Origin of the sequence: Micromonospora sp. MH33 (genome assembly GCF_003013775.1) — a bacterium.
Lineage (GTDB): Bacteria > Actinomycetota > Actinomycetes > Mycobacteriales > Micromonosporaceae > Micromonospora > Micromonospora fulviviridis.
Genome location: NZ_MUYZ01000214.1, coordinates 1 through 12,258, shown reverse-complemented (window position 1 = coordinate 12,258; position 12,258 = coordinate 1). Strand labels below are relative to the sequence as shown.

Genomic DNA, 12,258 nt, shown 5'->3' with positions numbered 1-12,258 from the left:
AGGCCCACCACGGTGGCCGGCCGGTCGTCCCGGCCGAGCCGGACGTCGTCCCGCCACGCGGGCAGCACGCGGTCCAGCCCGGCCGTGGCGGCCAACCGGGCGAGCCGGTCCGCGGGCGCGGTGCCGTTCCGCTCGACCAGCCGCAGGTCGGCGCCGACGGTGTGCCGGGCCTGGTCGCGCTGCGACCGTTCCCAGGAGGCGACCAGCGACCAGGCCAGGGTGCTGCCGCCGCCGGCGTGCGGCCGGCGGCCGGCCTGCCACATGCCGAACATCGTGGCGGTCCACGGCCGCCGGTCGACGAAGCGTTCGGCGACCCGGGTCGCCGGGGGCAGCAGCCGCAGCGCGATCACCGCGCCGGCCAGCACGCCGATGGTGGGCGCGGCGGCGAGCAGCGGGTCGATGCCGAGCCGCCCGCCGGCCCCGGCCAGCGGCGACGAGTACTGCCGCAGCTGGGTCCAGGCGAGCACGGCCAGCGCCACCAGGGCCAGGTCGACACTGGCCCGCTGCACGGCCGCGCCCCGGGTGGGGCGGGACCGGGCCGCCATGTCGGCGACGTAGGTGCCGGCCCGGCGCAACGCCGGCAGCACCATGGCGAGCAGGCAGCCGATCGCGGTGGCGACGGCGACCACCCAGATCCGGGCGACCGCGCCGTCGGCCAGCCGCAGGTCCCCGCCGAGCCGCTGCACGGCCTGCCCGGTCAGCGCCGGGGCGAGCAGCACGGCCGGAGCCACCACCAGCGTCGCCTCGCGTACGGCGAGACCGGCCAGCTGACCGCGGGCGGCCCCGCGGGCGCGCAGCAGCGCGGTCTGCGCCCGGCGGTCCTCGTTGAGCAGCGCGGCGACCAGCACCAGCGCGTACCCGCCGAGCACCACGATGAGCAGCAGCGGGGTGAGCAGGGCGGACCGGCCGACCAGGTCGGCCCGGCCGAGCCGGTCGACCAGGCGGTCCAGCTGGCTGACGGTCTGCGCGGAGGAGCCGAGCCCGGTGGCGTCGGGAATCTCCTCGGTGACGGTGGCCACGGCGGCCGTGACCCCGGTCAGCCGGCTCGGTTCGACCACGGCGAGGTCGGGGGCGACCAGCCAGGAGGCCGAGGTCGAGCCCGGGAAGGTGCGCGCGAAGTCGGCCGGGTCCAGCGCGAACGGCCCGTACGAGGTGTCCCCGCCGTCGCCCTGGCTCGCCCCGACGCCCGGGGCGAGCCGCCAGTACGCGTCGGCCGGATCGCGGGGCCGCCAGGTGCCGGCCAGCACCACGGCGCCGGCCCGCTCGGCGCTGCGGTCGTAGAGCGGCACCCGCTCACCGACCCGCAGGCCGAGCTGGCCGGCGACCTTCTCGGGAAGGGTGACCTGCAACGGCGTGGCGCCGGGGGTCGGCCACGACCCGCCGGTCAGCTCGGCGTGCGCCGGCAGGTCGCTCAGCATGCCGAGGCTGGCGAACATGGGGTCGTCGTCGGTGCGGGCCGGCCCGAGGTCGCCGGTCAGCTCCCGCCCGGTGCCGTAGCGGGCCGCGGCCACGGTGACCGGCACCCCGCCCAGCCCGTCGGCGAACTGGGCGCGGACCGCCCGGTCCCGGTCGGCGTACGCGGCGGCGTTCTGCCCGCCGGAGCCGCTGACCAGCAGGCTGCGCTCCTCGGCCGGGGCGGCGTCGAGCACCGCCCGGGCGCCCGCGTCGACCGCCCGGCGGTTGTAGTCGGAGAGCCCGGTGACCAACGCGACCGCGACCAGGGCCGCGACCGCGGCGGCGAGCAGCAGTCCACGAGCCTCGACCGCCCGCCTCCACACCAGCTTCATCCGACGTCCTCTCCTGGCCCCGGCGGGCCGATGACCAGGTAGACCCGTCGGGGGGCGGGAAAGGTTGGCGCGCGTTACGTGATCGTTATCCGGCCCGGTGTGGTGATGAGGCAGCTGGGCGTGGCCGACCCCGGCCGGCAGCTGCCCGAGGTGCACGCGCACCTGGCCCGGGGCGAGAAGATCAAGGCGATCGCGGCGTACCGCCGGGCGACCGGCGCGGACCTGCGCACCGCCAAGGCGGCCGTGGAAGCCCTCGCCGGCCGCCGCTGACCGGCCGACGACGGCCTCCGCCGAGGAAGGACGGCGCCGCTTCGGGCCGCCCCGCGCGGATTCGTCAGGCGCGGGGCCGGTCGCGGTCCTTGGAGGGCTGCACCCGCTTCGGCTCGCCGGGCATCTTCGGGTATTCCGGCGGGTAGGGCAGGTCCCCCTGCCCGGCGGCGGCGTCCCGCTCGGCCCACTCCAGCAGCGGGGTGATGTCCCACGGGGCGTCGTCGATGCCGGCGTGCGGGTCGCCCCGCTCGGCGAACCGGGCCGGCACGCTGCCCAGGTGGAAGTCGTCCGGGTCGACCTCGGTCAGCTCGTCCCAGTCGACCGGGGTCGAGACGGTGGCCCGCGCGTTGGCCCTCAGTGAGTACGCGCAGGCGATGGTGCGGTCGCGGGCCATCTGGTTGAAGTCCACGAAGACCCGGCTGCCCCGCTCCTCCTTCCACCAGGCGGTGGTGACCAGCTCGGGGCGGCGCCGTTCCAGCTCCCGGGCCAGCGCGATGGTCGCCCGGCGCACCTCGACGAACGTCCAACGCGGCTGGATGCGCAGGTAGACGTGCACGCCCCGGCCACCGGAGGTCTTCGGCCAGCCGGCCACCCCCAGCTCGTCGAGCAGCCCGCGCAGCTCACCGGCTGCGGTGACCGCGTGGGTGAAGTCGGTGCCGGGCTGCGGGTCGAGGTCGATGCGCAGCTCGTCGGGGCGGTCGACGTCGGCGGCGCGCACCGGCCAGGGGTGGAAGACCACCGTGCCCATCTGCGCGGCCCAGGCCACGTGCGCCAGGTCGGCCGGGCACAGCTCGGCGGCCTTCCGGCCGCTGGGGAAGCTGATCTCCGCGGTCGCCACCCACGGGGGTACGCCCCGGGCCGGCACCCGCTTCTGGAAGAACGCCTCCCCCTCGATGCCCTCCGGGAAGCGCTGCAGGGTGGTGGGCCGGTCGCGGAGGGCGCGCATGATCCCCTCGCCCACCGACAGGTAGTAGTGGAAGACGTCCGCCTTGGTGAAGCCGCGCTGCGGGAAGATCACCCGGTCGGGGCTGCTCAGCCGTACGGTGTGCCCGGCGACCTCGATCTCCTCGACTGCGGCCTTGCTGCCAGCCATTGGGCGACCCTATGCGATGCCACCGACGGCCGACGTACCGTTGACCGGTGAGTCTTTCCGACAATGAACTGCCCCGCACCGAGGACGAGTGGCGGGTCCGGCTGAGCCCGGAGGAGTTCCGGGTGCTCCGGGAGGCCGGCACCGAGCGCCCCTGGACCGGCGAGTACGTCGACACCAAGACCCCCGGCGTCTACCACTGCCGGGCCTGCGGGGCGGAGCTGTTCCGCAGCGAGGACAAGTTCGACTCGCACTGCGGCTGGCCGAGCTTCGACGACGCCATTCCGGGCGCGGTCAAGGAGATCCCCGACAACACCCTCGGCATGCGGCGCGTCGAGATCCGCTGCGCCCGCTGCGACAGCCACCTAGGGCACGTCTTCGAGGGCGAGGGCTTCACCCCGAAGGACACCCGGCACTGCGTGAACTCGATCTCGGTCCGGCTGGAGCCGAGACAGGGCTGACTGTGAGCACGGCCGCCGGCCGGTCAGAGCAGCAGGCGACCGCCCTGCTCGTCGACCGCGTCGGCGGCCTCGTCGTCCAGCCAGACGCCGCCGGTGGCGAGGTAGCGGAAGCGGTACTCGCCCGGGCCGAGCCGCACGGTTACCGTGCGGGTGCCGTCGCGGCGGGCCACCAGTTCGTGCCGGCCGGGCTGCCAGTCGTTGAAGCAGCCGACCACGCTGACGGTGCCGGGCGGGGTGTCCCGGGGCAGGCAGAAGGTGACCCGGGTCTGGTTGCCGAAGAGCCTGTTGCGCTTGATCAAGGGGGTCCTCCGGGGTTCGAGGCGGTCACCAGGCCTAACGTGCGACACGCCGGGGGCGACTCGCCGTCGAGCCGGATCAGGTTCGCCGGTTTCGGTTGCCGAGGCGTGTCCGCTCGTCGACTCTGGGATGACGGGTCCGTTTTCGGGGGGTTTCGTATGGCTACCTGTGAGGTTTGCGGCAACGACTACTGGATGGCGTTCGAGGTGCGCACGGTCAACGGGGCCACGCACACCTTCGACTCCTTCGAGTGCGCCATCCACAAGATGGCGCCGATCTGCGAACACTGCCAGATCAAGATCGTCGGGCACGGCGTCGAGGTCTCCGGCCGTTTCTTCTGCTGCGCCCACTGCGCCCGCGCGGTCGAGGGCGACCAGGGCGCCGAGGTCCGCGACGCGGTCGGCGCCCGCCCCGCCTGAGGGCCCGGGGAGACCGGCCTACCATCGCGGGATGCCTGTCGAGTCCCACCTGGCCAGCTTCGCCGAGCTAGACGCGCGCACCTTCCACGACCTGCTCCGGCTGCGCATCGACGTGTTCGTCGTGGAGCAGTCCTGCCCGTACCCGGAGCTGGACGGCCGGGACGTCGAGCCCGGCACCCGGCACCTCTGGCTGACCCGGGACGGCGACGTGCTGGCGTACCTGCGGATCCTGGCCGACCCGGACGGCACGGCGCGGATCGGCCGGGTGGTGGTGGCGCCGGCGGCCCGCGGCGCGGGCCTGGCCGGCGCGCTGATGACGGAGGCCCTCGCGGTGGTGGGCCAGCGGCCGTGCGTGCTGGAGGCGCAGACCCACCTGGTCGACTTCTACGCCGGCCACGGCTTCGCGGTCAGCGGCCCCGGCTACGTCGAGGACGGCATCCCGCACACCCCGATGCGGCGGGAGGGCCGCCCCGCCGCCTGAGCAGACATTGACGGATACCGCTTCCCTGTGGCAGCGTGCCAGGCGGAGCCGCCACACGAGCCGCGGGAGGGGCAACTCCCGCACCGTCCGGGCGTCGTACACCGACATCCCCACCCCGGAGGCTCACATGTCCACTCCGCACCGCCGCCGCGCCCCGCTCGTGGCGGCGATCCTGAGCGTCTGCGCGGTCGTCGCGGCGCTGCTCACCACCGCGCTGTCCGGCCCGGCCTCGGCGCACGGGTCGGTGGTCGACCCGGCGTCGCGCAACTACGGCTGCTGGCAGCGCTGGGGCAGCGACTTCCAGAACCCGGCGATGGCCACCCAGGACCCGATGTGCTGGCAGGCCTGGCAGGCCGACCCGAACGCCATGTGGAACTGGAACGGCCTGTTCCGGGAGGGCGTCGCCGGCAACCACCAGGCGGCCATCCCGGACGGCCAGCTGTGCAGCGCCGGGCACACCGCCAGCGGGCGCTACAACGCCCTCGACGCGGTCGGCGCCTGGAAGACCTCGCCGGTGACCAGCAACTTCCGCATCAAGCTGTACGACCAGGCCAGCCACGGCGCCGACTACATCCGGGTGTACGTGACGAAGCAGGGCTACAACGCCCTGACCACGCCGCTGCGCTGGAGCGACCTGGAGCTGGTCGGCCAGATCGGCAACACCCCGGCCAGCCAGTGGACGCCGGAGACGCAGGGCGTGTCGATCCAGGTGCCGGCGAACGCGCCGGGCCGGACCGGCCGGCACGTCGTCTACACCATCTGGCAGGCCAGCCACCTGGACCAGTCGTACTACCTGTGCAGCGACGTGGACTTCGGCGGCGGCTCGACCACGCCGCCCACCACGCCGCCGCCGACCACCACCCCGCCCACCACGCCGCCCCCGACCACCACCCCGCCGAGCACGCCGCCGCCGACCACGCCGAACCCGGCCGGGGCGTGCACGGCGACGTACCGGATCACCGGGCAGTGGGGCGGCGGCTTCCAGGCCGAGGTGCAGGTGACCAACGGCGGCTCGCCGATCCGCGGCTGGTCGGTGAGCTGGAACTACGCCAACGGCCAGCAGGTCAGCTCGGCGTGGAACGCCACGGTGAGCACCAACGGAACGCTGGTCATCGCGCGCAACGTGGCCTACAACGGCACCCTGGCCGCGGGGGCGAGCACCACGTTCGGCTTCGTCGGCTCGTGGAGCGGGAGCAACCCGGCGCCCGGGATCCTCTCCTGCACGACGGTCGCCTGACCGCCGTCCGGCCGGGGTCGCGATTCGCGACCCCGGTCGGGCGGGGCTCAGACCAGGCAGGTGACGAAGTCGGCGATCGAGCGGCGGCGGCCCGTGTAGAAGGGGATCTCCTCGCGCACGTGCCGACGGGCCCGGGAGGCCCGCAGGTCACGCATCAGGTCGACGATCCGGTGCAGCTCGTCGGCTTCGAAGGCGAGCATCCACTCGTAGTCGCCGAGGGCGAACGAGGCCACCGTGTTGGCCCGCACGTCCGGGTAGCCGCGGGCCATCTTGCCGTGCTCGGCCAGCAGCTCACGCCGCTCGGCGTCGGGCAGCAGGTACCACTCGTACGACCGGACGAACGGGTAGACGCAGAGGTAGGCGCGCGGCTCCTCGTCGGCCAGGAACGCCGGGATGTGGCTCTTGTTGAACTCGGCCGGCCGGTGCAGCGCCATCTGCGACCAGACCGGGGTCAGCGCCCGGCCCAGGGTGGTGCGCCGGAACCGCAGGTACGCGTCCTGGAGCGCGTCGCTGGAGGACGAGTGCCACCAGATCATCAGGTCCGCGTCGGCGCGCAGGCCGGCCACGTCGTACGTGCCGCGGATGGTGACGTCCTTGCCGGCCAGCTCCTCGAAGAGCGACTCGACCTCGGCGACGACGTTCTCGCGCAGCGACGGGAGGGGGCTGGTGGCCCGGTACACCGACCACATGGTGTAGCGGATGGTCTCGTTGAGCTCCCGCAGCCGGGCCGCGTTGGTCTGCTCCGTCATGCTGCCGATCCTCCCAGTGCAGTGATGATCTCTTCGGCCGCCGTCTCGCCGGAGCGGACGCAGACCGGGATGCCGACGCCGTCGTAGCCGGCACCGGCCAGGGCCAGCGTCGGGTGGGCGGCGCGCAGCGCCGTCCGGGCCGCCGCCACCCGGCCGAGGTGGCCGGGGGTGTACTGCGGCAGGGCCCCGCCCCACCGCTGCACGTGCCGGGCCACCGGGCTCGGCAGCGGCGTGCCGAGCACCTTCGACAGCTCCCGGTGCACGGTGGCGACCAGGTCGTCGTCGGTGAGCTGGAGCGAGGTCTCGTCGCCGTACCGGCCCACCGAGGCGCGGACCAGGGCGAGCCCGTCGGGCCGGCGCAGGTGGCCCCACTTGGTGGTGAAGAAGGTGGACGCCTTGATCAGCAGCCCCTCGCTGGCCGGCACCAGGAAGCCGGACAGCTCCGGCAACTCCGGCTCGGGCAGGGCCATGGTGACCAGCGCGACGCTGGCGTAGTCCAGCCCGCCGACGGTCGCCGCGACCTCCGGGGCCGGGCCGGCGAGCAGCCGGGCGGCCGGGCGGGCCGGCACGGCGAGCAGCACCGCGTCGACCTCGACGAACTCCGGGTCCCGGGTGGGGCCGACGGTGAGGCGCCAGGCGGTCGGGGTGCGGTGCAGCTCGCGGACGGCGGCGTCCCGGCGGATCGTCGCCCCGCTCTCCCGCGCCGCCGCCGCCACCAGCGTGCTGAGCCCGCCGGCCAGGGTGCCGAAGACCGGGGCGCCGGGGGCACGGGGCGCGGCGGCCTGCGCGGCGCGGACCGCACCGACCAGGGTGTGCTCGACCCGGGCCGCCCGGGCCAGCGCCGGCATGGTGGTGACCAGCGACAGGTCGTCGGCCCGGCCGGCGTAGACGCCGCCGAGCATCGGGTCGACCAGCCGGTCCACCACCTCGTCGCCGAGCCGGTCGCGGACCAGCGCGCCGACCGACACGTCGGCGTCCGGCGGGAGCAGCGGCGTGCCACCGTCCCGGTCGGCCGCCGCGGCCGGCTGCGCCACCGCCGCCACCTTGTCCAGATCCCCGGGTACGCCCACCAGGGTGCCGCCCGGGACCGGGCGCAGCCCGCCGTCGACCACCAGGGCGGCCTGCCCGACGGTGGGGTGCACGATCGCCCCGGTGAGGCCGAGCCGGCGGATCAGGGTCACCGCCGCCGACTCCCCGCCGGCCGGGTCACGCATGAGGAACGACTCGGCGCCGAACTCGACCGGGCCGCCGGCCAGCTCACCGGTGCGCAGCTTGCCGCCGAGGCGGCCGGACTGCTCGTACACGGTGATCTCGGTGCCGGTGGGGGCGCGGTCCCGCAACCGGACGGCGGCGGCCAGTCCGGTGATCCCGCCACCGACGATCGCCACCCGCCACGGTCGCGCCATGGTCGTTCCTCCCTTACGCGGCCGGCCGCGCGGACAGCTCGTGCACCAGCGCGACCACCCGGGTCAGCACCTCGGGGTCGGTCTCCGGCAGCACGCCGTGACCGAGGTTGAACACGTGACCGGGGGTGGCCCGCCCCTCGTCGAGGATCCGGCGCACCTCGGCCTCCACCACCGGCCAGGGGGCGAGCAGCACGCACGGGTCGAGGTTGCCCTGCACGGCCTTGTCCGGGCCGATCCGGCGGGTCGCGACGTCCAGCGGCGTACGCCAGTCCACGCCGACCACGTCGGCGCCGGCCTCGCCCATCGCGCCGAGCAGCTCCGCGGTGCCCACCCCGAAGTGGATCCGGGGGACGCCGTCGTCGGCCAGGCCGGCGAGCACGTGGGCCGAGTGCGGGAGCACGTAGCGGCGGTAGTCCGCCTCGGAGAGCGCACCGGCCCAGGAGTCGAAGAGCTGCACCGCGGAGACCCCGGCGTCGACCTGCACCCGCAGGAACGCCAGCGTCACCTCGGCGAGCCGCCCGCAGAGCGCGTGCCACAGCTCCGGGTCGCCGTACATCAGCGCCTTGGTCTTCGCGTGGGTCCGCGACGGGCCGCCCTCGACGAGGTAGCTGGCCAGGGTGAACGGCGCGCCCGCGAAGCCGATCAGCGGGGTGTCGCCCAGCTCGGCGACGAGCAGCCGGACGGCCTCGTCCACGTAGGACACGTCGTCCCGGCCGATCGGGTTGATCCGCTCGACGTCGTCGGCGGTGCGGACCGGCTCGGCCACCACCGGCCCGGTGCCGGGCACGATGTCCAGGTCGATCCCGGCGGCGGCCACCGGCACCACGATGTCGCTGAACAGGATCGCCGCGTCGACCCCGTGCCGGCGGACCGGCTGGAGGGTGATCTCGGTGACCAGTTCGGGGCGGCGGCACGACTCCAGCATCGGCACGTTGGCCCGGATCTCGCGGTACTCCGGCAGCGACCGGCCGGCCTGGCGCATGAACCAGACCGGGGTGTGCGGGCCCGGTTCGCGCCGGCAGGCGCGGACGAAGGGCGAGTCGGCCGGCCCGCCGCGGCGGGGTTCTCCGTCTCGGGCGACAGTGCCCGTGGTGTCGGTGGTCATCGCGGCAATCGTGCCACGCGCCCGGGTGGCAGCCGCCGCCACCGTCACCTTTTGTGACCGGCCACCCTCCGGTGTCCGGCGGGGCGCCGGCGCCCATGATCGTGACCGTCCGCCCGGCGCGCCGTCACGCCGCGGGACAGGCGGCGGCATAGGCTGCCGTCATGGCCCCCCCGATCGCGCTCCCGGAAACGTTCGCCCGCGCGGTCGCGGGGTTGCGATCGGTGACATGCCGCCCGGAGATCGTGCTGGAGGAGGTCGGCGCCCCGCAGCGCCTGGCCCCGTACGCGTTCGCGCTCTCCGCCGGGGTGCTGCGCGACGGCGACGAGGTGGCGACCGGCCGGCTCATCCTGCTGCACGACCCGGCCGGGCACGAGGCGTGGCAGGGCACCCTGCGGCTGGTCACCTACGTGACCGCGGAGCTGGAGGTCGACCTGGCCAGCGACCCGCTGCTGCCCGGGGTGGGCTGGACCTGGCTGACCGACGCGCTCGACGTGCAGGAGGCCCGCTACCGGGCCATCGGCGGCACGGTCACCCAGACGCTCTCCACCCGGTTCGGCGAGCTGGCCGGGCCGCCCGCCGCGGGCGACATCGAGATCCGGGCCTCCTGGACGCCGCTCGGCGCCGACCTGGCCCCGCACCTGCTCGGCTGGTGCACGCTGCTGGCCTCGACGGCCGGCCTGCCCCCACCCGGCGTCACCGCGCTCCCGACCCGCCGCCCCGCCGGCGCCGCCTGAACCCTTCCGCACCGTCTCGTCACCCGCCACGGCGGTCGTCGCCGGCCGAACCGTCTCCTGGCGCCGCCTGGCGGTCGAAGCCGGCCGCACTGTCTGCTGGCGCCGCCATGGCGGTCGAAGCCGGCAGACATGGCGACGGGCCGCCCCGGGGTGTCCCGGAGCGGCCCGCGCCAAGCCGGATCAGAGGTAGTTCTCGGCCTCGTCGCAGACCTTGTTGAGGCCCTTGTTGGCGGCGTCGAAGGCCGCCTTGTCGCCCCGGGACGCCGCCGCGATGGCCGTGGTCAGCTTGTCCAGGCAGCTCGCGATGACCTTCTTCTGCCGGGCCTGCTCGTCCCGGTCGTTCTTGGTGCCGGTCAGGTCCTGCTGGGTGTCGGCGAGCTTGTCGCGGACCGTCTGGAGGTCGCCCTTGAGCTTGTCGATCTCCTGCCGGTTCGCGGTGATCGTGCCGTCCCGCTGGCTGACCTGCTGCTCGGCCTTGTGCAGCTTGCCGTTGGTGGTCACGTAGAGGCCGGTCATCACGCCGCCCAGGACCAGCAGCAGCCCGGCGACGATGCCCAGGATCAGGGCGGCCCGCCCCTTGCCGCGGCCCGCCGCGGGCGCACCGTAGGGCGGCACCGGGCCGGGCGGGGCCGACATCGGGTAGCCCGGCGCGGAGACCGGCGGGACCGGCGTCGGGTAGCCCGGCGCCGAGACCGGCGGGGCCGACATGGGCTGCGGGTAGCCGGGCACGGAGCCGGCGCCGGAGACCGGTGGGACGGAGGTCGGCGGGGCCGACATGGGCTGCGGGTAGCCGGGCGCGGAACCCGGGGCGCCCGGCGGCGGGACCGGGGCGGCGCCCGGCGCGTACTGCCCGGGAACCGGCGCGGTGGGCTGGGGCAGGGTGGGATCGGGGTGGGGCGCCCCGTACTGCGGGGGCTCGGGCTGGGCCGGCCCGTACTGCTGGGGCGCGGGCTGGCCCCCGTACGGGCTGCCGTACACGTTGCCCCCCGGCGGCTGGGGCGGGTAGCCGCCCGCTCCGGTCGGTGGCTGGGACATGTCTTTCCTCCAGGTTTGCTGGTCCCCCGCGGGGTGGCCCGTCAGGGCCGGGGTCTGTGGTCGGCGTGGTCGGGCTTACGCCTCGACGGTGCGGGCCGGGGTCAGGTCACCGGCGGCGCGCCGGTCAGCAGAGCTTGAACCGGTCGCACGCGGTCTTGATCGGCACGGCCAGGCCGATGCCCTCGGCGTCCCGGGCCTTGGCCGTGGCGATCCCGACGACCTCCTTGGAGCCGTTGATCACCGGCCCGCCGGAGTTGCCGGGGTTGATCGGCGCGTCGAACTGGATCACCGGGCCGGAGCCGCCCTCGTCCTTGCGGAACGCGCTCACCACACCGGTGGTGACGCTGTCCTGGAGGCCGAGCGGCGCGCCGACCACCACGATCTGCTGACCGGACTTGACCGGCGTTCGTGCCGCGACCAGGCCGGTGAACGTGGCGGTGGTGCGCAGGTGGGCGAGGTCCTTGTCCTTGTCGACCTCGACGATGGTCGCCTCGAACCGCTGGTCGGTGCGCTCCAGGAAGACCTTGCGCTCGCCGGCGGCGAAGACCGACTCCACCACGTGGAAGTTGGTGAGCAGCGTGGTGCCGCCGCCGGACGGGGCCTTGCCGATGGCGAACGCCGTGCCGGTGAACTGGCCGGCCCGGACCCGGAACACGCTGGGCAGCACCGCGCTCGCCACGGCCTCCGGGTTGAACGCGGCGCCGGCCTGCTTCTCCAGGACGCCCGCCCGCTCCTCCAGGCCGTCGAGCCGGCCGGCGTCCGCGCCCTGCGCCTCGGCCAGCCGCCGGTCGGTGGCGGCGAGCCGGTCGTCCAGCCGGTGGATCTGGTACGCCTGTACGCCCGCCACCAGGGCCAGGACCCCGGCCAGGACGAGCGCCACGACCGGCAGCCGACGCCCCCGCCGGGACCCCTCGGGGTGACCGCTGGACGGTCCGGCCGGCGCCGACCCGACGGCCAACTGCCCGGGGTGAGCGGGGCCGGACGTGGGCTGGCCCGGGTAGGCCGGGCCCGAGGTCGGCGGACCCGGGTAGGCCGGGCCCGAGGTCGGCGGACCCGGGAAGGCCGGGCCCGAGGTCGGCTGACCCGGGAAGGCCGGGCCCGAGGTCGGCTGACCCGGGAAGGCCGGGCCCGAGGTCGGCTGACCCGGGAAGGCCGGGCCCGAGGTCGGCTGACCCGGGAAGGCCGGG

At 75.2% G+C, this 12,258-nt stretch carries 14 protein-coding genes; 6 read left to right on the top strand and 8 right to left on the bottom strand.

Annotated elements, in window-relative coordinates; all coding sequences use genetic code 11:
• Positions 1–1,787 (bottom strand): FtsX-like permease family protein (locus tag B0E53_RS25860; protein ID WP_348639675.1); only part of this gene is annotated, 1,787 nt, incomplete at its 3' end.
• Positions 1,788–1,892: 105 nt separating this feature from the next.
• On the opposite strand from B0E53_RS25860, the gene B0E53_RS37855 reads away from it, so the two are divergent.
• On the top strand, positions 1,893–2,057 hold the full coding sequence (locus tag B0E53_RS37855; RefSeq protein ID WP_168215404.1) for a hypothetical protein: 165 nt from the start codon (positions 1,893–1,895) through the stop codon (positions 2,055–2,057).
• 64 nt (positions 2,058–2,121) lie between these two features.
• Here the strand turns inward: B0E53_RS37855 and ligD are convergent, their stop codons facing one another.
• Positions 2,122–3,150, bottom strand: coding sequence for a non-homologous end-joining DNA ligase (ligD, locus tag B0E53_RS25855; protein WP_107078419.1), 1,029 nt, complete (start codon positions 3,148–3,150; stop codon positions 2,122–2,124).
• A gap of 47 nt (positions 3,151–3,197) precedes the next feature.
• Here ligD and msrB point away from each other — a divergent pair, with 47 nt between their 5' ends.
• Complete coding sequence (gene msrB, locus B0E53_RS25850) at positions 3,198–3,608, top strand: peptide-methionine (R)-S-oxide reductase MsrB (RefSeq protein ID WP_107078418.1); 411 nt, start codon at positions 3,198–3,200, stop codon at positions 3,606–3,608.
• Between the two features lie 23 nt (positions 3,609–3,631).
• On the opposite strand, the gene B0E53_RS25845 is transcribed toward msrB, so the two are convergent.
• Positions 3,632–3,907 carry an isoamylase early set domain-containing protein gene (locus B0E53_RS25845; RefSeq protein WP_107078417.1) on the bottom strand — a complete coding sequence of 92 codons (276 nt, stop codon included), beginning with the start codon at positions 3,905–3,907 and terminating at the stop codon, positions 3,632–3,634.
• A gap of 156 nt (positions 3,908–4,063) precedes the next feature.
• Here B0E53_RS25845 and B0E53_RS25840 point away from each other — a divergent pair, with 156 nt between their 5' ends.
• The 3 genes from B0E53_RS25840 to B0E53_RS25830 all read left to right on the top strand — a co-directional run bounded on the left by B0E53_RS25840 (position 4,064) and on the right by B0E53_RS25830 (position 6,042).
• Positions 4,064–4,324, top strand: coding sequence for a Prokaryotic metallothionein (locus B0E53_RS25840; protein WP_107078416.1), 261 nt, complete (start codon positions 4,064–4,066; stop codon positions 4,322–4,324).
• A gap of 31 nt (positions 4,325–4,355) precedes the next feature.
• Positions 4,356–4,805, top strand: a complete 450-nt coding sequence (locus tag B0E53_RS25835; RefSeq protein ID WP_107078415.1) for a GNAT family N-acetyltransferase — start codon at positions 4,356–4,358, stop codon at positions 4,803–4,805.
• A 127-nt stretch (positions 4,806–4,932) separates the two neighbouring features.
• Entirely contained in the window at positions 4,933–6,042 is a 1,110-nt protein-coding gene (locus tag B0E53_RS25830) for a lytic polysaccharide monooxygenase (protein ID WP_107078414.1), read from the top strand.
• A 47-nt stretch (positions 6,043–6,089) separates the two neighbouring features.
• Here B0E53_RS25830 and hemQ read toward each other — a convergent pair whose 3' ends face one another.
• Genes hemQ through hemE form a run of 3 tightly spaced genes read right to left on the bottom strand, consistent with a single transcriptional unit; the run spans position 6,090 to position 9,302 of the window.
• The gene (gene hemQ / locus B0E53_RS25825; protein WP_091311718.1) at positions 6,090–6,791 is read right to left on the bottom strand and encodes a hydrogen peroxide-dependent heme synthase; all 702 of its coding nucleotides are present in this window, start codon (positions 6,789–6,791) and stop codon (positions 6,090–6,092) included.
• Complete coding sequence (gene hemG / locus B0E53_RS25820) at positions 6,788–8,197, bottom strand: protoporphyrinogen oxidase (RefSeq protein WP_107078413.1); 1,410 nt, start codon at positions 8,195–8,197, stop codon at positions 6,788–6,790. The genes hemQ and hemG overlap by 4 nt, the downstream gene beginning before the upstream one ends.
• A gap of 13 nt (positions 8,198–8,210) precedes the next feature.
• A complete protein-coding gene (gene hemE / locus B0E53_RS25815; RefSeq protein WP_107078412.1) occupies positions 8,211–9,302 on the bottom strand; it encodes a uroporphyrinogen decarboxylase in 1,092 nt (363 codons plus the stop codon).
• A 161-nt stretch (positions 9,303–9,463) separates the two neighbouring features.
• On the opposite strand from hemE, the gene B0E53_RS25810 reads away from it, so the two are divergent.
• Positions 9,464–10,036, top strand: a complete 573-nt coding sequence (locus tag B0E53_RS25810) for a DUF3000 domain-containing protein (protein WP_107078411.1) — start codon at positions 9,464–9,466, stop codon at positions 10,034–10,036.
• Between the two features lie 180 nt (positions 10,037–10,216).
• Here the strand turns inward: B0E53_RS25810 and B0E53_RS25805 are convergent, their stop codons facing one another.
• Together B0E53_RS25805 and B0E53_RS25800 are read right to left on the bottom strand one after the other, a co-directional pair.
• Complete coding sequence (locus tag B0E53_RS25805; protein ID WP_107078410.1) at positions 10,217–11,071, bottom strand: hypothetical protein; 855 nt, start codon at positions 11,069–11,071, stop codon at positions 10,217–10,219.
• A gap of 124 nt (positions 11,072–11,195) precedes the next feature.
• Positions 11,196–12,258: trypsin-like peptidase domain-containing protein (locus B0E53_RS25800; RefSeq protein ID WP_246835589.1), on the bottom strand; the 1,063-nt coding region annotated here is incomplete at its 5' end.

What these genes read in the sequence shown, in the direction of transcription:
- B0E53_RS37855 (WP_168215404.1), top strand. Translation starts at nt 1,893, where the DNA reads ATGAGGCAGCTGGGCGTGGCCGACCCCGGCCGGCAGCTGCCCGAGGTG.
- ligD (WP_107078419.1), bottom strand. Translation starts at nt 3,150, where the DNA reads ATGGCTGGCAGCAAGGCCGCAGTCGAGGAGATCGAGGTCGCCGGGCAC.
- B0E53_RS25840 (WP_107078416.1), top strand. Translation starts at nt 4,064, where the DNA reads ATGGCTACCTGTGAGGTTTGCGGCAACGACTACTGGATGGCGTTCGAG.
- B0E53_RS25835 (WP_107078415.1), top strand. Translation starts at nt 4,356, where the DNA reads ATGCCTGTCGAGTCCCACCTGGCCAGCTTCGCCGAGCTAGACGCGCGC.
- B0E53_RS25830 (WP_107078414.1), top strand. Translation starts at nt 4,933, where the DNA reads ATGTCCACTCCGCACCGCCGCCGCGCCCCGCTCGTGGCGGCGATCCTG.
- hemQ (WP_091311718.1), bottom strand. Translation starts at nt 6,791, where the DNA reads ATGACGGAGCAGACCAACGCGGCCCGGCTGCGGGAGCTCAACGAGACC.
- hemG (WP_107078413.1), bottom strand. Translation starts at nt 8,197, where the DNA reads ATGGCGCGACCGTGGCGGGTGGCGATCGTCGGTGGCGGGATCACCGGA.
- hemE (WP_107078412.1), bottom strand. Translation starts at nt 9,302, where the DNA reads ATGACCACCGACACCACGGGCACTGTCGCCCGAGACGGAGAACCCCGC.
- B0E53_RS25810 (WP_107078411.1), top strand. Translation starts at nt 9,464, where the DNA reads ATGGCCCCCCCGATCGCGCTCCCGGAAACGTTCGCCCGCGCGGTCGCG.
- B0E53_RS25805 (WP_107078410.1), bottom strand. Translation starts at nt 11,071, where the DNA reads ATGTCCCAGCCACCGACCGGAGCGGGCGGCTACCCGCCCCAGCCGCCG.